Below are 21,650 nucleotides of genomic sequence, written 5' to 3'. Positions count from 1 at the left end.
AGGCGGCCCAGTTCGGCGGCCTGGTCGGGCCGACCCCGGCGACGGGCGGTGCCGGCGGCGCGCAACAGGTCCACGGCGGTGGGTTCGTCGAAGCCGGTGAGGGCGTGCGCGCGGTGCCGGGCGCGTTGGACGGGGTCGGTCACCAGGTCGGCCAGGCGGGCGTGGGCGGCGCGGACCTCTTCGGGCGGCAGGACTTCCGGGAGGGCGACGGGGATGAGCGGGTGCCGGAAGGTGATCCCGCCGTCGGGTCCTGTGCGGGTCAGGGGGCAGTCGCGCAGGTCATCGGTTTGTCCACAGTGGACCAGGAGGCGTGCGGTGGGGCGGTCGAGCAGGGCGGCGATCAGGAGGGCGGTGGTGGGTTGTCCGTCGAGCTGTTCGCGGACGAGTTGTTTGATCGGGGTGGAGATCGTGCCGTGTGATTTGGCGAGTTCTATGGCGTACAACGGGTTGCCGGCGGCGAGGTGGGTGTCCACGTGGCCGTGGCGGGACATCAGTTCGGCGGTCGCGGCGGTGGGCAGCGGCGGCACCTCGATCGCCTCGCCGCCCCACCGGCCGGGGTCGCGGGTGGCGACGAGCAGGCGTGTCCCGGCGCGGGCGGTCGCGTAGGTCAGGACCTCCGCCGAGGCGGGGTCCACCCATTGTCCGTTGTCGAGGACGACCAGGGGTTGGCGGGCGCGGAGGACGTTCCGGACGGCTTGGCGGAGGGCGAGCGGGTCCGGTTCGCCGGTGCGGCGGCGCAGGGCGCGGTCGAGGGCCAGGCGTTGCGGCGGCGGCAGGTCCACGGCGGTGCTCGGGCCGGTGCTGCTGTTGGTTCCGGTGCTCGGGCTGGTGTCGGTGCTCGGGCTGGCGTCGGTGCCGATGTCGGTGTCGGCGAGCAGGTCGGCCAGGACCAGGTAGGGGACGTCCCGGTCGGCGCGGGCGGGGGCGCTGCGCAGGACGGGGGCGTCGTGGGGGAGCAGGGCCCGCAGGACGGCGGACTTGCCGATGCCGAGGGGCCCGTGCAGCACGACACCACCCCGCACGAGCGCGGCCCGCGCGGTGGCGAGGAGGTCGTCACGGCCGAGGAGGTCCATGGCTTCCCGACGGTACCGGTCGCGGCCTCCGGCCCCCGTCACCATTGTCCCACGGGGGACCGACAAAAGCGGCCGGTCGGGCGGCGAAGGGCGGGCGGCGGCGGGCGGTCAGCGGTGGTGGTCGGTCAACGGCGGTCAGCGGCGGCGGATTTTCATCTGGTTCAGGTCGGTGGCGGTGGCCTTGAGGTCGCGGAAGTCGACTTCGTAGGCCTCCACCGCCTCCGCCGCCCGGCGCAGGCCCTCCGCGCACACCTCGCGGTCGGTGTCCCGGACCTCCGCGCGCAGCTGGACCCGGTAGCTGAAGAAGTCCAGGGTCCGGTCGTAGGACAGCGCGCCCTCCTCGCTGAACCCGCCGGTCAGCACGTTGTGCCGGTCGGCGGCGGCGAGGAGGCGGGCGCGGGCGGCGTCGTCCAGGTCGGTGAACCGGCCGCGCACCAGCACGCGGTAGGTGTGCTCGGGCATGGCCGTGATCGTCGGCGAGTCGACCGGCCCACGCAAACGAAAATCCGCCCGGGCCCGGACGACTGCTTGACCACCTCGCCGGAGACCACCGTGGCCGCGTTGCGCCGGTCGGTGGAGCCCCGCTGAACCGCGTAGGCTCGGATTCGTGAGCGAGACGAACGACCACCCCGAGCACGCGACCGGTGGCACCTACTCGGTCAAGGGCAAGGCCTTCACCCGGGACACCCGCTACATCACGACCCGGATCACCGCCGACGGCCGCGACGGGTTCCCGGTGCGGCCGGGCCGGTACCGGCTGGTCGCCGCGCGGGCGTGCCCGTGGGCCAACCGGTCGATCATCGTGCGCCGGCTGCTCGGCCTGGAGGACGCCCTCTCGCTCGGCCTGCCCGGTCCCACGCACGACGCGCGCTCGTGGACGTTCGACCTCGACCCCGGCGGCCGGGACCCGGTGCTGGGCATCGAAAGGCTCCAGGAGGCCTACTTCAAGCGCGACCCGGAGTACCCGCGCGGCATCACCGTGCCCGCCATCGTGGACACCACGACCGGCGCGGTGGTGACCAACGACTTCGCCCAGATCACCCTGGACCTGTCCACCGAGTGGCGCGAGTTCCACCGCGAGGGCGCGCCCGACCTGCTGCCCGAGGACCGCCGCGACGAGATCGACGAGGTCAACCAGCGGGTGTTCACCGAGGTCAACAACGGTGTCTACCGGTGCGGGTTCGCGGGCAGCCAGGAGGCCTACGACGACGCCTACGACCGGCTGTGGACCGCGCTGGACTGGCTGGAGGAGCGCCTGGCGGGGCAGCGCTACCTGGTCGGCGACACGATCACCGAGGCCGACGTGCGGCTGTTCACCACGCTGGTCCGCTTCGACCCGGTCTACCACGGCCACTTCAAGTGCAACCGGAACAAGCTCGCCGAGATGCCGAACCTGTGGGGCTACGCGCGCGACCTGTTCCAGACGCCGGGCTTCGGCGACACGGTGGACTTCGAGCAGATCAAGCAGCACTACTACGTGGTGCACAAGGACATCAACCCGTCGCAGATCGTCCCGAAGGGCCCCGACCTGTCCGGCTGGACCACCCCGCACGGGCGCGAGGCGCTGGGCGGGCGACCGTTCGGCGACGGCACCCCGCCCGGACCGGTGCGCGACGGCGAACGCGTGCCGACCGGGCTGACGGCCGCCACGCCCTCCTGACCCGCCGCCCCGCCCTGACCCGCCGCCCCGCGCCGACCCGCCGCCGCGCCGTCCACACGCGACCCGGTCGGGGCGTTCGGGCCGGGATTGTCGGTGGTGCCCGGTAGCGTCTTGCCCGTGGACGTTCGGGAGCGCATTCAGGAACTCGCTGACCAGGTCGTGGTGCTGCGGGACGCGTACTACCGGGGTTCGCCCAAGGTGGCGGACGCCGAGTACGACGCGATCGAGGACGAGTTGCGGGAGCTGGTGCAGGCGCACCCCGAGTTCGCGCCCGACCCCAACCCGCTGGACCAGGTCGGCGCGCCGGCGGTGCTGCACGCGCCGGTCCGGCACTCGCGGCCGATGCTGTCGCTGGAGAAGGCGACCAGGCCCGAGCAGGTGGCCGCCTTCTTCGACCGGTTCCCCGGCCAGCCGGTCGTGGTGATGCCGAAGCTCGACGGCCTGTCGCTGGCCGTGGTCTACGAGGACGGGCGGCTCGCGCGGGCGGTCACCCGGGGCGACGGCACGACCGGTGACGACGTGACGGTGCTGGTCCGGGCGCTGGTCGACGGCGTGCCCGAGCGGATCGACGCGCCCGGCCGGGTCGAGGTGCGCGGCGAGGCCGTGATGCTGCGCTCCACCTTCGCCGCCTTCAACACCGCCCACCCGGACCGGCCGCTGATCAACCCGCGCAACGCCGCCGCCGGCACGCTGCGCGCCAAGGACCCGGCCACCGTCGCCGAGCGCCGCCTCCAGTTCTTCTCCTTCGACCTCGACGCCGGCACCGCCGCCACCGACCTCGAACAGGGCCTGCGCACACTGGGGTTCGCCGTCGCCGACATGCGGCACTGCGCCGACGCCGAGGCCGCGCAGGAGGTCATCGCCGAGATCGAGCGGCAGCGCAACGACCTCGACTACGACCTCGACGGCGCGGTGCTGCGCCTGGCCGACCGGGACGCCTACGCCGCCGCCGGGACCCGGTCCAACTCGCCGCGCGGCGCGCTGGCCTACAAGTTCGCCGCCGAGGAGAAGACCACCGTGCTGGCCGACGTGGTGTGGGACGTCGGCAAGACCGGCAAGATCGCCCCGGTCGCCGTGCTGGAGCCGGTGTTCGTCGGCGGCACCACGGTCACCCGCGCCACCCTGGCCAACCAGGAGGTGATCCGGGCGCGCGGCATCAGGATCGGCGACACGGTGCTGGTGCGCCGCGCGGGCGACGTGATCCCGTTCGTGGCGGGCGTGCTGGACGAGTCCGCGCGAACAGGGGCGGAGCGGGAGATCGTGCCGCCGGTGGCGTGCCCGTCGTGCGGCCAGGCCTTGGTCGAGCAGGGCAACAGCCGGGAGTTGTTCTGCACCAACCTCGCCTGCCCGGCGCAGACCGTGCGGCGGCTGGTGCACTGGGCGTCGCGCGCGGCGGCGGACATCGAGGCGGTCGGTCCGAAGTGGATCGAGCGGCTGGCCGAGGCCGGTCTTCTGGAACACCCGTCGGACTTCTACCGGTTGACCCAGGAGCAGTTGCTGGAGTTCGACCGCATCGGCGAGGTGTCCGCGGCGCGCATGGTCGAGTCGATCGACGCCAGCCGCGGGGTCGGCCTGCGGCGAGCGCTGATCGGCCTGGCGATCCCGATGGCGTCCGAGGGCACCGCGACCCGCCTGTGCCGCGCCGGTTTCGGCTCGCTGGAGGAGGTCGCGGACGCGTCCGAGGAGCAACTGGTGGCAGTGGAGGACATCGGCCCGAAGGTCGCGGCGTCCCTGCACGAGCACCTCGCCCGCCTGCGCCCGGAGCTGGAACGCCTGCGCGAGCGGGGCGTCTCGCTCGACGTGCGCGAGGAGGACCTGCCGCCGGTGGTCGCCTCCGACGCGCCCCTGGCCGGCAAGACGGTCGTGGTCACGGGCGCGATCAACGACCCGCGCTCGGGCGAGAAGGTCCCGCGCCCGACCTTCCAACGCCTGTGCGAGAAGGCCGGCGCGACCACGGCGTCCTCGGTGTCGGCGAACACGGACCTGCTGATCACCGGGGCGGACGTGGGCGCGAGCAAGCTGACCAAGGCCGAGAAGCTGGGGGTGACGGTGGTCGACCAGGGCGAGATCTGGCAGCAACTGATCGCCGCCGGCATCGTGTAGCGGCTCTAGAACGGGGGCTGGTACGGGTGCTCCCGCACGCGGTCGTAGATCCGGCGCAGCCACGGTTCCCGGACGGCGGGCAGGCGCGCGAGCGTGTGCTGGAAGACGTGCGAGTCCACCCGGAACCCACCGGTGTGCGGCGGTAGCGGGTCGTCGCGGATGACGTCGACGGGCACGCCACCGGTGGCGGGCGGCAGGGGGCGCGACTGGTGGAACGCCAGGTGCGCCCACACCCCAGCCTCCAGCGGCACGACCGCCACACCGCCGGCGGACTCCGGGGGCGCGCCGCCGACAGGGCGGGCGGCGGTGCTGTGGGCGGGCTGTGCGGTGGTGCTGCCGGCGGGCTGTGCGGCTGTGCTGCCGGCGGGGTGTGCGGTGGTGCTGCGGCCGGGCCGGGCGGCGGTGCTGTGGGCGGGCTGTGCGGTGGTGCGGCCGGCGGGGTGTGCGGTGGTGCTGTCGGTGGGTTGCCAGGGCTCGCCTGTCCGCGGGTGCCGGGGGACAAGGGCGATGTCCGGCGCGCGGTCGGTGAGGCCCGGTCCGGCCAGGTCCACCTTCCGCTCCGGCGGTCCCTTCGGCAGCAAGGCGGCGAGTGCGGGGCCGAAGGTCGCCGTGAGCAGGCCGTCCGGAACGGCCACCGGCCGGCCCTCCGCCGCGACCAGCAAGTGCGCCAGGGCCGCCCCGACCGCCGCCTCCCACCGCGGGTCCCAGTACCCGTTCGGATCGACCGGCGGGATGCCCGCCCGCTCCCGCGCCCACTCCTCCCACCCCGCCACCGGCCGCTCGGGCGCGTCCGCCCCGACCGGGCGCACCGCGTCCGGCACCAGCCACACCGCCTGCCAGTACCCGCAGTCGTCGATCCGCGTGCCCACCTCCCGCCCGCACCCCGCGCACGCCAGGTTCGGGCCGTCGTTGCCGGCCAACCCCATGCAGTACCCGTCGCACCGCTCGGGGATCACCACCGTGCCGCGCGTGTCGCCCGGCGCGACGGCGATCGCTCCCGGTGCGCCGCACGGCAAGGAGAACGCCGGCGCGTACACGCCGCGCGCCTCGATCTCCTCGGCGCTGAACTCCTCCCACCGCCGCCACGGCCCGCCCGAGTGCGCCGGCTCCACGGCGTAGGTCCCGGGCTCCACCAGCGAGGGCAACAACTCGTGCCCGTAGTGCTGGTGCGCGTGCGCCGGGAGCGCGACCCGCGACACGGGAGCGGTGAGCGGCGCGCCGCAGCGCGCGCACGCGAAGACGACCATGTGCCCTCCCCCTGACCACACGAATCGTCCACCGTCGGCGGCCGGTGGCCAAGTCCTTTTCCGATGAATATAGGCGGGTAATGTTTCCCCGCGCGAGTAGCAGGGTTTCCCGTGACCCTGTCCGCATTAATGTGGATTCCCGTCGCTGCAACGGTTTCCGCTGGCAGGGGCCGGTCGGAAATCGGTCTCGGGTTCCGGTAACGTGGGGCCGCGCGTGAACGACAGGCTGGGTGATCACCGGCCGCCGAATTCGACGGCGCGGGGGTTTCCAGCGTTCGCACGACCGCCGCGGAGGAATCCTTTTCATGGGTGGTGCCTTGTCCGCTGTGCTCGGCACGGGCGGGATCAGCCGGCTGCTCGTGTCGGCCGGCCTCGTGCTCGGCGTGGTGGGCGTGGTCGGGCTGCTGCGCGGGTCGGTGCGGGTGGCGGTGGTGCCGGTGACCGACCCCGAGGCGGCCTGGTGGCGGCGGTGGGTGACGGGGCCCGCTCGGGCGTTGGTGTGGCCGTTGTTCCTGGTGTGGCTGGGGTTCTGGGTCGCTTCCAACACGCTGAACGTCGTCTACGGGCTGACCGTCGGTGTGGCGGTGGCGCTGATCGTGGTGTGCGCGGTGCGGTTGCTGCGGCGGGCGCATGGCCGCCGCGGTGATCACGAGGTGTCCCCGGTCGCGCTGGCGGCGGTGCTGGCGGGCGCGTTGGTGCTGGAGTTCGGGCTGCTGCTGACCGTCCGGCTGGTCGTGCTGCCGAACCCGGCGGCCGAGTTCGGCGCGTCCTTCGCGCGGGACGCGTTCGTCGAGGCGCGCGGGGCCGTGCTGCTGCCCCTGGTGCTGGTGCTCGCCCTGGTGGCCGTGCCGCTCGCGCTGGACCGGCTGTCCGGGGCGCGGGGGATGACCGGGCTGCGGCGGGTGGCCGGTCGAGCGGCGGGGAGGGTGGCCGGGTGGGTGCCGTCGGTGCCCGCGCCGGTGCGCTGGTGGACCGCGGTCGTGCTGGTGTTCGCGGTGTTCTTCGTGGCCTGGTTCGACCGGCCGGACCGCTTGGCGTTCCGGGGGATCGCGGCGTCGGAGTACGGCAAGGTCGCCTACCTCGGGCTGCTCGCGGTCGTGCTGGCCGGGTTCGCGCACCGGTTCGGGCGGCCCGGGCAGCACCTGCGCGGCCGGGAGCACCTCGTCTACCCGGTCGCGCTGTTCGTCGCGGTGTGCCTGGGCAGCGTGCTGCGCAGCGACCTCGGGCCGTTGATCGGCCTGTTCGCGGCGACCCTGGTGCTGATGCTGTTCCTGGTCGCCGACGGCGTCCGCCGCTCGTCCCCGCGGCACGAGGGGGTGCGGCGCTGGGCGGAACTGGCCGTGCAGACCCGCTGGTACCTGGTCGCCCTCGCGGGCACCGTGCTGGTCGGGGTGCTGGCGCTGACCGTCGTGGACAAGGCCACCGACCGGGTCGAGGCGATGGCGCACCCGTGGGAGTACGGGTGGACGAACACGTGCGTCGAGCCGCCCGCGGGCACGGTCGTCGCGGGCAAGCCGGACGGCGCGGCGGTGTGCCGGCTCCCGCTCGACGGCGCGGCGGCCAACCGGCGGTCGCAGATCGCGCAGGGCATGGCCGCCATCGCCGACGGCGGGCTGTGGGGCCGGGGCCTGCCCGACACCGCGTCCGGCCAGGTGCCGCTGGGGGAGAGCGACCTGGTGATCGCGGTGGTGTGGGCCAAGCTCGGCGGTGTCGTGGTGCTGCTGCTCGGCGTGCTGCTGGCGCTGCTCGCGGCCGCGCTGACCCGCGTGGCGCGCGAGGCCGAACGGCGGTCCGGCGCGCGGGGACCCACGGCGGCGCGGCTGTTCGCGATCGGGCTGGCGGCGCTGCTGGTGGTGCAGTTCGGGTACGTCTTCCTCGCCACCATCGCGTGGGTGCCGCACTCGGGGTTCACGGTGCCGTTCCTGTCGCGCGGTGGGCAGTCCACGCTCGCGCTGGGCGCGGCGGTGGTCCTCGCGCTGTGGTGGAGCTACCGGCTGACCTCCGGTGCCGACCGCGGAACGACAGCCGGGGTCCCGAGCGGAACTCGGCCGAGCGGAACCCGGCCGAGCGGAACCCGGCCGAGCGGAACCCGGCCGAGCGGAACCCGGCCGAGCGGAACCCGGCCGAGTGGATCGTGGTCGAGCGGAGCGCGGCCGGCGGTGCCGGGTCGGTCCGCCGCGCCGGGGCGGGTGTTGTCGGTGCCGGTGGTGCTGGTCGTGGTGGTGTGCCTGGTGGGTGGCGCCGTGATCACCGCGTGGCCGTACCGCGGGCACGCCACCGACCGTCCCTACTGCCGCGCCGAGCAGCCGCGCGAAGATCCCGAACGGTGCTCCACCGACCGGATCGCGATGCGCCGCACCACCGTCGTCCTGAGCGTCGACGGCGTCCCGCAGTACCGGCGCGACCGCGAGAGGTCCGCGTGGACTCCCATCGGCGACCCGGTGATCTCGCTGGCCGACCTCGGCGGCCTGGTCCAGGCCGGTGACCGGGCGGGCGCGGTGGACGGCGCGTTGGGCGACCTGGTCGACGGCAGCAGCGGCCTGGCCAACCCCCTGCTCCCCGCGGGCGAGGCGGAGCCGGGTGTCGTGGAGCTGACCGTCGAACCGGACCTCCAGCGCGCCGCCGCGTCCGCGCTGCACGACGGCGACGAACGGCTCGCGGGCGGGATCGTGGCGCTCGACCCCGCGACCGGACGCGTGCTCGCCGCCGCGACCGCCCCCGGACCGTTCGAGGGACCCGAGGCCCCGAACCGCGAACCGGACGCCGCCCAGCGCACCCGCTTCGAGCAGGAGCACCAGCCCGGTCCCCTCACCGACACGGGCATCGACGAAGGCCGCGCCGCCGAGTGCCGGCCCGACGACGAGGTGGACAACAGGTGCTGGGACTGGCGCTTGCTGCCCGGCCCCGCGCCGGAGTCGGCCGAGTCGCGGGCCGACCGCCTGCGGTACGTGGACGGCCGCGCGGACGTCGCCCTGCCGTCCCGGTCGGACAACCGGGCGCTGAGCCGCAACTACGGCCTCGGCTCGACGTTCAAGGTCGTCGTGGCCGCCGCCTACCTGCGCCAGCCGGGCAAGCACGTCACCGACCGCGTCGCGGCCCCCGCCGAACTGCCCGTCCCCGGCCGCGCCGAACCGGTGAAGAACTCGCCGCGCGGGACGTGCGAGCGCGGCGGGTCCGGCGTGATCACGGTGGCCGACGCGCTGGCCGTGTCGTGCAACACCGCGTTCGTGCGGTTGGCCATGGACCTGCCGTGGTCGCTGATCCGGGACACCGCCGCGGACTTCGGGTTCGCCGCCGTCCCGGCCGACGCCGAGCGCGGCCCGGCGTGGGTGGCCGGCACGGCGCTGGGCGTGGACTCCCGCGTGCCGCGCGAGTCCTCGGGCGCGGACCTGGCCAACAGCGTCCTGGGCGGCGGGCAGGTCGAGGGGACCCCGCTGCACCTGGCCGCCGTGCTGGGCGCCATCGCCAACGGCGGCGAGCTCGTCCAGCCCCGCCTGGTCGACGCCACGACCCAGCCCCACGGCCGCCCCCGCACCGAGGTCGTCCCGGAGGTCCGCCGGGTCCTCTCGCCCGAACAGGCGGAGGAGCTGACCGCGGGCCTCGCGGGCACGGTCGAGTTCGGCACGGCCGACGGGCTGACCCGGCGGCCCGGCCACGACCTGCGGGTCAAGACCGGCACGCACGACCTGCACGGCGGCGGGGACGCGCCGCCCGGCGAGTTCGCCCGCCAGATCGCGTGGCTGGTGGGCTCGGTGACGACCGCGCGCGGCCCGGTGGCCTTCGCGGTGGCGGTGGAGACGGCGGACGAGGCGCGGGGCGCGGCGCGGGCCCGGTGGCTCGCCGACGCGGTGATCGGCGCGATCGTGGAGGGACGCGGATGAGCGGCGGTGCGCGCGATGAGTGACGACGACCGGCGGGAGGCCGCGCTGGGCCGCGCGGTGCGGCGGGAGCTGAGCAGGTGGCTGGCCCAGCACGCCACCGGCGCGCCGACGGCGGTGGACGTGGTGGTCCGGGTGGCGTGGTCGCTGTCCGCCGTGGCCGAGCAGGAGCTGCGCGCCTCGGTGGACGACCAGCGCCGCGAGTACCCCGGCGCGATCCCGCGCCTGGCCGTGACCGTGGACCGCGACCTGCCCGACCCCGGCTTCACCGTCGAGGTCGTGCCGGTCGTCGGCGCGGCCGGGGAGGAGCCCAGCGCGCCCCTCACCGAGGAGGAACCCGACGAGGACCAGGACGAGGACCAACTGGTCCTCACCCTCAGGCTGGGCCGGTTCACCTTCCCGCACCTGCTGCGCCCGTCCGCGGGCTGGGTGCCGGTGTCGCGCACCGGGCCCGGCGGCATCGTCTTCCCCGACGAGGCCCAAGCCGTGCCGCGGGCCGCGCTGGTCGAGCTGCGCAACGTCCGCGGCACCCTGCACGTGCGGCGCACCGGCCACGACCGCCGCTACATCGTCGCGGTGGGCGGCCAGCGCGTCGAGCACGGCCGGCCGACCGGCACCGGCGTCCCGCCCCGCGGCCGGATCGTGGTCCGCGAGGCGACCGGCGACGCCGTGGCCGCCATCGACTACGAGCTGCACGACCGGTTCGCCGAGCTGCGCACCGGCGGGGCCACCGACACCGGGGACGGCACGGGCGTCGCGGCGTGGGTCACCGGCGGCGGGGCGTTCCGGCGGGTCCACGTCGCCGCGCCCCCGGCGGGTCTCGTGGCCGGCGCACGCGCGTTCACCGGCCGCTCCCCGAGCGGGGAGCCGCACCAGTTGCGCGTGCGCGTCCTCTACACCCGCGCCGAGTCCCTGGAGCCCGGCGGCGAGGAGGTGTGGCACGTGAAGGTCTACCGCTGCGACACCCCCGAGGACGCGGCGATGCTGCGCGCGTTCCTGGAAGCCCAGATCGGCAACGTCGAACGCGCCAACGGGGCGGTCGGCGGGTCGAACCGGGTGCCGCCGTGGGTGATCGCCCCGGTGCACCTGCTGTCCCTGGTGCAGCCCGCGCCGGCCCGGACCAACCTGGTCGACGCGGGCGACCGCATCCCCGGCGGGGTGGCCGCCCGGCTGGCGGCGTGGTTCGGCGTCGCGGACCAGCCCGACGCCGACACGTGCGTGCTGGTCGCCTCGCCGTGGGTGGACGAGGTCGGCTGGCTGGGCCAGGAGAAGCGCCCGGTGCCCGGTCGCGGCCCGCTGGAGGACCTGCGCCGGCTGGCCCGCGGCCTGGACCTCATGCACGCCTCGCTGGGCATCGCGCACGGCGACATCAAGCCCGCCAACGTGCGCCGCCTGGCCCGTGCCGACGGCCACGACGGTTACGTGCTCATCGACGGCGACTCCCTCGGCCCGGTGCGCTGCCCGGCGCGCGACGCCCGCGCCACCGACGAGTACACCTCCGCCGACTACCGCGCCCAGTGGGAGCGCGGCGACTGGGTGGACCTGAGGGCGTTGGACCGCTTCGGGTTCGTCCTGGTCACCATCGCCGCCGTGGCCAGCCCGGACCGGCTGCGCGGCCTGCTGGACAAGCAGGGCGGCCGGGAGCGGGTCGTGGACTCCCACCCGCGGGTGGTCGAGTACCTGACCAACTGGTGGTCGCGGGAGCCGCGCTGGCGGCCGTTCGCCGAACAGCTCGCGGCCCCGTTCGGCGGGGGCGCGTTCGCCGACCCGGAGTTCCGGCTGGAGGAGTGGATCGACCGGCTGATCGCCGAGCACGACCGGCCGGGCCCCGGCTGCGGGCACCCGACGTGCCCGGTGGACGCGTGCGCGCGGGTCGTGCCCGAGGACGACCACTACGCCCCGCCCCACGACCGGGAGCTGCGGCGCATCCGGGAGGGCGTGCGCAGCCGGCACAACATCGCCGTCGGCGCGCGGGAGGCGCTCATCCGCGAGCTGCGGGCGGAGCAGGCCGCGCTGGCGCTGGCCGCCTACCGCAACGCGTCCCGGTCCGTGCTGGCGGTGGCGACCGCGCTGGTCCTGATCATCGTGGTCAGCCTGAAGACGGGAGGGGTCCTGTGAGCGATCCCGAGGTCGCGGCGTCCCTGCCCCGGGGGCTGCGCGCGCGGATGCGGCCGGTGTGGCACGGCGACACCGTCGCCGACAGCGCCGAGCACGAGAACCTGCCCGTGCTGGTCGCGGACTGGGGTTCCTACGCCCAGCCGCAGAGCCGCCGGGCCAAACCCGTCGCCGAGCCCTACCTGCGCGGGCACCTGGCGCGCGCGGAGGCCGCGGGGCGCCGGCACGGCCTGCGGGTCGGGCTGCTGCGCGCCGTCCCGGTCACCGCCGTGCTCGTGCTCGTCGCCCTGCTGCTGCCCGAGATCGGATGACCCCGCGATGACCGAACCGCGCAACCTCGCCCCGTTCGACGCCTGCCCGGCGTGCGGCCACGACTTCGGCGTCGCGCCCACCCAGGGCCCGCCCAGCCTGCACCTGGCCGTCGCGCCCGGACCCGGCGGGCGACCGCAGTGGCGGCTGAGCCTGTTCGACGACCACGGCGGGCCCGGCAAGCACTGGCAGTCGCCGGAGTACGACCCGACGCAGGCGCAGGACGTCTACTGGCTGTGCGGCGACGGCCACCTGTTCTTCGACCACCACCTGCAGGGCGCGCGCCGCACCACCGCCCGCATCGACCGGTTCGGCAGCGCGGCGGCGGTCGGCGCGGTCGCCGCGGGCAAGAGCTACCTGCTGCTGCGCACCCTCAACCAGGACCTGTCGCTGCCGCCCGCGGGCCGGGACACCCGCACCGGCGCGCCGCCGGTGAAGATGAGCGGCACCGCCTTCGAGGAGCGGCCGATGAAGGCGCTGCGCCGCGAGTACGACTCCACCGTCTACGACAACGTGCCGCTGGACCCCACCAGCCTCCAGGAGATGGTGCCCGCGCAGTTCCTCTGGGACGTCCTCGGCGAGGACCTGGTGCTGCAGATCCGGCAGATCCACACCGAGCTGCTCGGCGCCAGCCCCGACCGCTGGGGCGCGGTGGTGCGCCAGCCGATCGTGCAGCGCTACAGCGTGCGCGGACGGGTCGTCATCACCTCCGTGGCCGACCTGCCCGGCGAGTTCTTCAAGGCCGAGACCTACGACCAGGAGTACCGGCAGCGCGCCCTGGCCAAGTACGACAGCCTGCTGTGGACGATCGACCCGATCGTGGAGGGCTCCTTCACCCGGTTCCTGCCGCCCGGCGACGCCGACCGGCTGACCCGCAGCAGCATCCGCCCCGACCACGAGACCCTCGGCGACGTCGCCCGCGCCCGGTCCCGGCGGCGGGTGCAGCAACGCGACATCGCCGACCGGCTCACCGCGCAGGGCGACTTCGGCAAGGACGACGGCGCGACCCGCAAGTTGCTGGTGTGCCTGACCAAGGCCGACCTGATCACGCACGCGGTGCGGCAGGGCAAGCGGCTCACCGAGCTGGGCCGGACCGACGCCGTGGTGACCGGGGTGGCCGACTACCTGGTGGACGTGTCCAACCGGTGCGCCGGGCCGATCGGGCACGAGGCCGTGGTGGAGCAGGCGGTGTGGACCGCGCTGGTCCGCGACCTGACCCAGGACCTGGACGTGCCCGAGATCCGCGAGGAGATCGCCCGGCACGTGGCGCGCGAGCTGGTCGCGCACTACAGCGACGGCGAACGGCTGTGGAACCTCATCCACGACGGCGGCCAGGATCGGATCACCGTGGACGCGGGCGGTTCGGAGACCGAGTTGACCCGCCGGATCCCGGTGCCCTCGATCGACCAGCACGTCGCCGCGTCCCTCACCCCCGGCGAGGGCGGGTTGCTGCGCCGGCGCGACCTGGTGATGTCGGCGCTGACCTGCGGCCTGGTCTACGGGCTGGGCATGGGGCAGACCGTGCGGCAGTTGTTCGAGCAGCGGTGGCGGGAGGTCCGGTTCTACCTGTGCTCGCCGTTCGGGGACGTGCCGGTGCTCTCACCGGGCACGCTGGACCGGTTCGAGCTCGACGGCGGCCACGAGTTCCCGGCGGCCGGCGACCCGTCGGCCGCGCTCACCCAGCTCAAGCTGGGCCTGCTCGCGGGGGTTCAGCTGTGATCCCGGTGGAGCTGGTGCAGTGGGGCGGGGTGGCGGGCGGCGGGTTCAGCCCGGTCGACGACGGCGGGCTGCGCCGCGCGCCCGGCCCGTTCCGGTCGGTGGCGCAGGACCTGGTGCACGCGCCCGACGGCGTGCCGCAGCCGACGCCGGACCTGGACGCGCGCTCGGCGTTGGGGCTGCGGGTGGTGCCGGTGCCCGGGTCGGGGCCGTGGTGGTGCTTCTCGGTGCAGGTGTGCGGCGGGCGGTTCGGGCGGACCGGGGTGTGCCAGTTCCTGTTCGCCCCGGCGGACGGCACCGACGCGTGGCGGCTGTGGGAGAGCTGCGTGGCGGCGGTGGCCGGCGGGGACGGGCTGCTGCCGTGGGGCCTCGCGACCTCGGGCCTGCCCGCCGACGCCGAGCCGCTGGGCGGCGCCGCCGACGCCGTCACCCTGGTGCGGGTGTTGACCGGTCTGGTCGAGGGGCACGACGCCGTGCGGGTGGAGGGTGCGGAGGCCGAGGTCGCCGCCGCCATCGCGGGCGCGCTGCGGGTGCTGCCGCACGCGGTGGCGCGGGAGCGGGTGTGGACGACGTTCCTGGCGGCGGCGCCGGGCAACCCGCGGCTGCCCCGGGTCACCGGCGCGTGGCCCGCGGCGCTGCGCGGCACCGCCACGGCCGACCGGGTGGACCGGTGGCTGGACCGGAAGCTGGCGCTGCCGTCCACAGTGGACGACGAGTACGACGACACCGCCGCGGCCGTGCGGTGGTTGGCGGCCCGGGTGCGCGAGCCGGCCGCCGTGGACCGCTACCGGCCGCTGCCGACGATCGGCGCGCTGGTGTCCGCGGTGGTGGCGAACGAGCTGTGGCGGTTGGAACCCGGCCAGGTGTGGCCGGCGCTGCAACGGGGTGAGGAGCGGGTGCTGCGGGCGGAGAACGAGCCGCAGCTGGTGTCGTGGCTGCTGGTGAACCCGTCGCGGGCCGTGGAGTGGCTGTGCGGGACCGCGACGGGACTGGCCGGGGACTTCGCCGACACGGTCTTCCGGCTGCTGGTGCGGGAGAACCCCGACCGGCTCGGGCTGCCGACCACCGACCGGGTGTGGTTCGACCGGTCGGCGGAGCTGGCGCGGCGGCTGTGCCCGACCCGGGACGAGCGGGTGAAGCTCGCGCGGTCGCTGACCGGTGACGTGCGCGCGCTGGGGCCGTGGTTCGAGGAGCTGGGCCTGGACCCCCGCGACGCCGACCTGGCCGACCTGTTCCCGGTGACCGAGGCGGCCGTGGTCGAGGAGGTCACGGCGCTCGGCGACCTCGGCTCGCGGGGGGAGCGGCTGCTGTCCGGGTCCGCCGCGCCCACCGAGGTCCTGCTCCGGCTGGTGGCGGCCGTGCCACCGCTGTCGGCCGGGGTGGCGGTGTCCTGGCTGGGGCGGGTGGGCGCGGAGTCCGAGCGGCGGCAGCTGTTCCGGGCCGTGCTGGGGCGGCAGCGGTTCGCCGGGCAGGCGTCCGGCTGGCTGCTCGACGCGTTGCGGTCCACGCGGGACGGTGGCGTTCGGGACGTGGTCGCCTCGCTGGGGGCCGGCGCGTTCGGGCCCGGGGAGCAGCCCTCGCTGGAGCTGTCGTCGCTGTGCCTGGAGATCGCGGCGCGGTCGGCCGAGCCGGCGAGCTGCTTCGCGGTCTTCCTGGACGCCGTGCGCGCCGCGGTCGGCGAATCGCACCGGGAATTGGCCGAACTCGACCGGTGGCGGGCCGCCGAAGCGGCGGCGCGCGAGGCCGCCGGGCACTGGGAACGCGAGTACCGCGAACTGCACCGGGACCACCGCGCGCTGCTCGGGCGGGACGGCGGGCGCGCCGCGAAGCGGAAGGCCGGGGCCCGGGAGCGGGGGGTCGAGGCCCGGGAGCGCCCAGCCGAAGCCGAGGAGCGGGAAGCCGGGGTTCGGGAGGGGGAGGTCGAGGCCGGGGAGCGCGGGGGCCGGCACGCCGTGGACCACGGCCGCCGGTTGCTGTGGCAGCGCAACGCCGGGGTCGTCCTCGCCTTCGTCGTGTTCCTGACGTTGCTGGTGGGCCTGGCGCTGGCCGTCCAGCAGATGTTCCACCGATGAGCCGGGGGACCATGAACGCCACCGAGGCCGCGCAACAGGTCGAGTACCTCACCGACCGGGCCGTGATCGAGTTGACCGGGCTGCACGGGGCGTCCGGCGTGCGGCCCCCGCACCTGGCGCACCTGGTGGCGTTGTTCGACGTCGCCAAGCGGCAGGCGTGGGCGGTGGTCAACGGCAGTCCGCTGGTGGAGCGGGACGCCGAGCTGTGGCGGTTGCGCGAACCCGGGTTGCTGCGGGCGGTGTGCGACGTGCCGGTGGCGCAGCCCGGCGGCGTGCCGGCGTTGCTGCCGGTCGCGATCACGTGGGGCCTGCTGGGCGTGGCCGAGGCGATGTACCTGGCCGGCGACCTCAGCGCGGACCTGGGGGAGCGGCCACCGTTCTTCGCCTACTGGCTGAGCCTGCCGCTCCCGCTGAGCCCGGTGTCGCTGTCGGTGCTGATCGTGGCGACCGTGGCCGTGCTGATGGTCCGGTACGTCAAGCCGGCCCGCGCGCGCCGCCGCGCCGACCGCGCGGACCGGGTCGTGCACCGGCTGGAGGCCGACCTGGTCGAGCCGCTGGCGACGTTGTGGGCCGCGCGCCCGGTGACCGACCAGGGCGAGCAGACCCGGCGGCTCGCGGTGGAGCTGACGTCCGCGGCGCGCCGGTTCGGCGGGGCGGCCGAGCGGCTGGACGCGGCGGTGGCGACGGTGGAGCGGCTGGGCGACGCGGTGTCCCGGCTGCTGGACGGCCTGCCGCACCTGGGCGCGCACGTGACCCGGTTGGCCGACGTCGAGCAGCGCATCGGGCGGGGCGCGGAGGTGCTGGAGGTGGCGGTGCGGCCGGTGACCGAGCTGGTGGACGAGGTCGGGCGGGCGGTGTCGTCGGCGGGCGCGGCGGTGGTGCGGGCGGAGGACGTGCTGGCGCGGGCGGATGTCGTGGCGGGGCAGGCGCGGCAGGTGGCGGTGGTGACGGCGGAGCAGCGGGCGGCCGTCGGGACGGCGGAGCAGCCCTTCGCCGAGGCGGCGGCGCGCGTGGAGTCGGCGGCCCGCGACCTCGGCGCGGCGACCGGGACCCTGCACGAGGCCGGCAAGCAGCTGCGGACGGCCATCCGCGAGGCCAACTGGATGGCGATGGTGGTGGACGGCCTGCGCGCGACCAACGGCGCACCGCACGGGGCCGACGAGTTCCCGCCCGCTGCGCCGACCGCGGGGACGCCGGCTGCGGAGGCGTCGGCTCGGGAGGCGTCGGCCGCGGAGGGGCCGGTTTCGGGGGTGCCGGTTTCGGAGGTGCCGGTGGGGGAGCGTCCCGCGTGAGGCGGCGGTACCGGCGCGAGGGGGACGGCGGGCTGGGCGCGGCGGGGTGGTTGTTCGCCGAGTTGGCGTTGGTGCTCGTCGTGATCGCGTTCGGCTCGGAGCTGACCCCGTCCCGCTCCGCCGTGCCCACGCCTTCGCCGAGCCCCGGCCCGACGCCGTCCACCGCGCCGTCGTCGGGGGTGCGGCAGGAAGGGCTGGTGCTGGAGTCGGTCGTGTTCTTCGTGGACGTCCCGCCGGGCGGCGCGGGAGTGCTCGACGCGTTCCGCGGCGAGCTGGACGCCCGCGTGCTGCCGAACCAGCGCGTCGGGCTGGTGCAGTTGTTCGGCGTGCCTCGGGGCGGGACCAGCGGGCCGGACGTGTCGCGCGAACTCATGCGGGCCGTGGTCGGGCAGGTGCCGAAGTTGCCGCGGGAGCAACAGATCCGGCCGTTCCTCGGCGACGAGGGCGGTCCGGGGACGGTCAAGGTCGAGCTGTTCCTGATGACGGGGACCGGGTGATCGGCGTCCTGGACGCCTACGGCGGGCCGCTGGCCGGCCGGGTCGTCGCCGCGCTGGGCCCGGACGCCCGCGCCGCCGCGCCGAGGGAGGTCACGGCCGGGTTCGACCTCTTGGCGGTGGTGCTGCCGTTGCGCGCCCGGCGGGTCGAGGACGTCACCCACGCCGCGCTGTCCACCCTGGGCGCGGTGGCGGCCGACCCGTCGATGGTGGCTTCGTTCCGGACCGGGGTCGTGCTCGTGTGGGCGGCGTTGGCCGAGGACCGGGTGGAGCTGTCCGCGCCCCGGGTGACCACCGAGTCGGCGGTGACCGCCTGGAACGCCGCGCCCCTCCTGCTCGGCACCGCCTGGGCCCGCGAACGCGCCCGCCACCCCGACGACGGGTCCGCCGCGCGCGCCCGCAGCGCCGCCCTCCGCCGCCTGGTGCACGCGCCCACCCACCACGACGTGGACGGCATCTCCCTGCCCGACGTGTGCACGCAGGTCGGCACCCTCGACCCGCGCCACGTCCACACGCTGGCCGTGCGCCTGGACGGGCACCGCTGGTCCGGGGCGCGCTCGGTGGTCGCCGCCGTGCGCCTGCGCGCGGCACTCGCCTAGACATCCGGTCATCCGCCAAATCGATTCCGGCGCGTGAGGTCTGGGTGAAGGGTGGAAGTTTGAGTACAGTTCACCCTGTTTTCGTGCACTTCTGCTCATCCCCCTGCCACAGAATGATCGGAAACAGTGTGATGGGACTCCAGTCGCCCAGACGACTCCTCGCGACCGCCCTCGTCGCGCCCCTGCTCGCGCTCGGTCTCCACGCCCCTGGCGCACGAGCCGCCACCACGACGATCGGCAACCTGACCGGCACCAGTCAAAGTGGTGCCACGGTGACCCTGACCGCCGGCGCCGACCAGGTCCGCGTCAGCTTCCTGCAACCGGACGTCTTCCGCCTCCACCTCGCCCCCGGCGGCTCCTACACCGACCCCGGCAACGGCAAGATCCTCACCGGCACCAACTTCGGCGCGGTCCCGGTGACGGTGAGCGACGCCGGCACGTACCAGAAGATCGAGACCTCCTCGGTCGTCCTGCGCGCCTACAAGAGCCCGTTGAAGTTCGCACTGTACAAAAAGGACAACACAACGCTCGTCTGGGCGGAGTCGTCCGGCCTGTCGTGGGGTGACGGGCAGGCGCGTCAGCGCCTCACCCGGCAGGCCGACGAGCAGTTCTACGGCACCGGCCTGCGGCTGGGCAGCTGGGCGCTGCGCGACCTGACCGTCCCGGTCGCCATCGACAACCACTGGAACGAGGGCGACAACGCCAGCCCCGCCCCGTTCTACATGTCCACCAACGGTTACGGCGTCGTGCGCAACACGTGGGCCCCGGGCAGCTACGCGTTCGGCCCGACCGTCCAGACCACGCACAACGAGAACCGGTTCGACGCGGTGTACTTCGCGGGCGGGCTCAAGGACGTGCTCGACCGGTACACCGACGTCACCGGGAAGCCGTTCCTGGCCCCGATCTACGGCTTCGAGATGGGGCACGCGGACTGCTGGAACTCAAGCAGTCCCACCTACACCGGCACCAAGAACCGGCTCGACCACGTGCGGACGCCGGACGTGGTGAAGTACGCCGACCAGGCGCGGGCGGCGGACATGCCGTCGGGCTGGTTCCTGCCCAACGACGGCTACGGCTGCGAGTACGTGGACCTGCCGCAGACCGTGACCGCGTTGCGGAGCAGGGGTTTCCAGACCGGGTTGTGGACGCAGCGGTCGCTGTCCAACATCGCCTGGGAAGTGGGCACCGCCGGCACCCGGATGGTCAAGACGGACGTGGCGTGGGTCGGCGGCGGCTACCAGGGCGCGTTCGACGGCGTGGCGTCGGCGGTGGCGGGCATCGAGGGCAACAGCGACGCGCGGCGGTTCGTCTGGACCGTCGACGGCTGGGCCGGGACCCAGCGCAACGCCGTGGTGTGGACCGGTGACACCGAGGGTGACTGGAACAACATGCGCTTCCACGTCCCGTCCATCGCCGGCGCGGGCCTGTCGGCGCTGAACTACGCGGCCGGGGACGTGGACGGCATCTACGCCGGCAGCCCGGACACGTACTCGCGCGACCTCCAGTGGAAGGCGTTCACCCCGGTCATGATGTCGATGTCGGGGTGGGGCAACACCAACCCGTCGTCGGGGTACCACGACAAGCAGCCGTGGCGGTTCGACGCGGCGCACCAGGCGGTCAACCGGAAGTACCTGAAGCTGAAGATGCGCCTGATGCCGTACTTCTACACGATGTCGCGGGTGGCGCACGAGACCGGCGTGCCGACCACGCGGGCGATGGTGCTGGAGTACCCGAACGACCCGGTGGCGCGCGGGAACCAGACCAGCCAGCAGTTCATGGCCGGTGACGCGTTCCTGGTCGCGCCGGTGACGTCGGCGGGGACCACGCGCAGCGGGATCTACCTGCCGGCGGGGACGTGGACGGACTACTGGACCGGGACCGTGTACCAGGGGCCGGGGACGTTCGACGGGTACAACGCGCCACTGGACCGGCTGCCGCTGTTCGTCAAGGGCGGCGCGATCGTGCCGATGTGGCCGCAGATGAACCACAGCGGGGAGAAGCCGCGCACGCCCATCACGTTCGACGTGTACCCGCGCGGGAACTCGTCGTTCGAGCTGTACGAGGACGACGGGGTGACGCGGCAGTTCGCTTCCGGGGCCTACGCGAAGCAGAACGTGACCGTGTCCGCGCCGACCGGCGGGAGCGGGAACGTGACCGTGACGGTGGGCGCTTCGAACGGGAACTACACCGGGAAGCCGTCGTCGCGCGGGTACGAGCTGGCCGTGCACGTGGCCGGCGCGCCGTCGTCGGTGACGCTGGGGTCGGGCGCGTTGACCCGGTACACCGGCCAGGCGGAGTACGACGCGGCGGCGACCGGGTGGTACTTCAGCGGTGGGGTGCTGCACGTGCGGACCGGTGCGCAGTCGACGGGCGGCGCGTTCACCGTGACGGCGACGGGCGCGACCCTGCCCACGCCGCAGTCGATCCCGGCTCCCCAGCCGCCGGCCAACGGGATCTACACGCTGTCCAACAACGGGTCCGGGTTGGTGGTGGACGTGCCGGCCAGTTCGACCACGGTGGGGACGCAGCTGATCCAGTACTCGTACCACGGTGGCAACAACCAGCGGTTCCAGCTGACGGCGCAGGCGGACGGGACTTACGAGATCCGCAACGTCGGGAACGGGTTGTGCGCCGGGGTGGCCGGGAGTTCGACGTCGTCGGGGGCGGTGGTGGCCCAGCAGACGTGCAGTGGCGCCGACAGCCAGCGGTGGCGGGTGAGCGGGACGGCGGACGGGTATGCGTTCAAGGCCAAGCACAGCGGGTTGAGCCTGGCCCCCACGGGCACCGGGTCGGCGAACGGGCTCGTGCAGGTCGTCGACACGGGTGCGGCGCTGCAGAGGTGGACCCTGCGGTGATCACCCCGACGGCGGACGGCCCCCTGCCCGTCCGCCGTCGGCCCGCGGCTTTCGGAACGCCCGCCACCCACCGTGGCGGGCGTTCCGCTGTCCCAGCGACGAACCCCGCCGATGACGCCGACCCCGGCCGCCACGTCGAACCGCCTACGCCGCGCCGATGGCCCCGAGTCCGGCTCGCCGCCCGATCCTCCTCGCGGCTTCCACCGGCACGGCACTGGCCGCGGAAGATCAGCTGGC

14 protein-coding genes are annotated in these 21,650 nt (G+C 74.7%); 11 read left to right on the top strand and 3 right to left on the bottom strand.

Going from position 1 to position 21,650, the window contains the following annotated elements:
• Both AB0A74_RS38655 and AB0A74_RS38650 read right to left on the bottom strand, forming a co-directional pair.
• On the bottom strand, positions 1–1,073 hold a 1,073-nt coding region (locus AB0A74_RS38655; protein WP_358257588.1), incomplete at its 3' end, for an AAA family ATPase.
• A gap of 135 nt (positions 1,074–1,208) precedes the next feature.
• Positions 1,209–1,535 (bottom strand): DUF6204 family protein, encoded by a 327-nt coding sequence (locus tag AB0A74_RS38650; RefSeq protein ID WP_358257586.1) that lies wholly within the window; start codon positions 1,533–1,535, stop codon positions 1,209–1,211.
• Between the two features lie 232 nt (positions 1,536–1,767).
• Here AB0A74_RS38650 and AB0A74_RS38645 point away from each other — a divergent pair, with 232 nt between their 5' ends.
• Positions 1,768–2,733 (top strand): glutathione S-transferase C-terminal domain-containing protein, encoded by a 966-nt coding sequence (locus AB0A74_RS38645; RefSeq protein WP_358257590.1) that lies wholly within the window; start codon positions 1,768–1,770, stop codon positions 2,731–2,733.
• Between the two features lie 117 nt (positions 2,734–2,850).
• A complete protein-coding gene (ligA, locus tag AB0A74_RS38640; protein ID WP_358257584.1) occupies positions 2,851–4,836 on the top strand; it encodes an NAD-dependent DNA ligase LigA in 1,986 nt (661 codons plus the stop codon).
• Positions 4,837–4,841: 5 nt separating this feature from the next.
• On the opposite strand, the gene AB0A74_RS38635 is transcribed toward ligA, so the two are convergent.
• Positions 4,842–6,083, bottom strand: coding sequence for a hypothetical protein (locus tag AB0A74_RS38635; protein WP_358257582.1), 1,242 nt, complete (start codon positions 6,081–6,083; stop codon positions 4,842–4,844).
• Positions 6,084–6,388: 305 nt separating this feature from the next.
• On the opposite strand from AB0A74_RS38635, the gene AB0A74_RS38630 reads away from it, so the two are divergent.
• The 9 genes from AB0A74_RS38630 to AB0A74_RS38590 all read left to right on the top strand — a co-directional run bounded on the left by AB0A74_RS38630 (position 6,389) and on the right by AB0A74_RS38590 (position 21,413).
• A complete protein-coding gene (locus AB0A74_RS38630; protein WP_358257581.1) occupies positions 6,389–9,964 on the top strand; it encodes a penicillin-binding transpeptidase domain-containing protein in 3,576 nt (1,191 codons plus the stop codon).
• Between the two features lie 15 nt (positions 9,965–9,979).
• Positions 9,980–12,079: a hypothetical protein gene (locus AB0A74_RS38625; protein WP_358257578.1), complete on the top strand. Its 2,100-nt coding sequence runs from the start codon at positions 9,980–9,982 to the stop codon at positions 12,077–12,079.
• Complete coding sequence (locus AB0A74_RS38620) at positions 12,076–12,387, top strand: hypothetical protein (RefSeq protein WP_358257576.1); 312 nt, start codon at positions 12,076–12,078, stop codon at positions 12,385–12,387. The genes AB0A74_RS38625 and AB0A74_RS38620 overlap by 4 nt, the downstream gene beginning before the upstream one ends.
• Positions 12,388–12,394: 7 nt before the next feature.
• Positions 12,395–14,104 carry a hypothetical protein gene (locus tag AB0A74_RS38615; protein WP_358257574.1) on the top strand — a complete coding sequence of 570 codons (1,710 nt, stop codon included), beginning with the start codon at positions 12,395–12,397 and terminating at the stop codon, positions 14,102–14,104.
• Positions 14,101–16,173, top strand: a complete 2,073-nt coding sequence (locus AB0A74_RS38610) for a hypothetical protein (protein ID WP_358257572.1) — start codon at positions 14,101–14,103, stop codon at positions 16,171–16,173. Before AB0A74_RS38615 ends, AB0A74_RS38610 begins: the two co-directional genes overlap by 4 nt.
• Positions 16,170–17,465: a hypothetical protein gene (locus AB0A74_RS38605; RefSeq protein ID WP_358257570.1), complete on the top strand. Its 1,296-nt coding sequence runs from the start codon at positions 16,170–16,172 to the stop codon at positions 17,463–17,465. Before AB0A74_RS38610 ends, AB0A74_RS38605 begins: the two co-directional genes overlap by 4 nt.
• Positions 17,462–17,962 carry a hypothetical protein gene (locus AB0A74_RS38600; protein ID WP_358257568.1) on the top strand — a complete coding sequence of 167 codons (501 nt, stop codon included), beginning with the start codon at positions 17,462–17,464 and terminating at the stop codon, positions 17,960–17,962. Before AB0A74_RS38605 ends, AB0A74_RS38600 begins: the two co-directional genes overlap by 4 nt.
• Entirely contained in the window at positions 17,959–18,558 is a 600-nt protein-coding gene (locus tag AB0A74_RS38595) for a hypothetical protein (RefSeq protein ID WP_358257566.1), read from the top strand. The genes AB0A74_RS38600 and AB0A74_RS38595 overlap by 4 nt, the downstream gene beginning before the upstream one ends.
• 272 nt (positions 18,559–18,830) lie before the next feature.
• Positions 18,831–21,413: an RICIN domain-containing protein gene (locus tag AB0A74_RS38590; protein ID WP_358257564.1), complete on the top strand. Its 2,583-nt coding sequence runs from the start codon at positions 18,831–18,833 to the stop codon at positions 21,411–21,413.
• Positions 21,414–21,650: the final 237 nt, after the last annotated feature.

The sequence above is a fragment of the Saccharothrix sp. NPDC042600 genome (genome assembly GCF_040647305.1).
Classification (GTDB): domain Bacteria; phylum Actinomycetota; class Actinomycetes; order Mycobacteriales; family Pseudonocardiaceae; genus Actinosynnema; species Actinosynnema mutabilis.
Note: the sequence above shows the minus strand (reverse complement) of the source record. Positions and strands in the feature narration are given on the sequence as shown.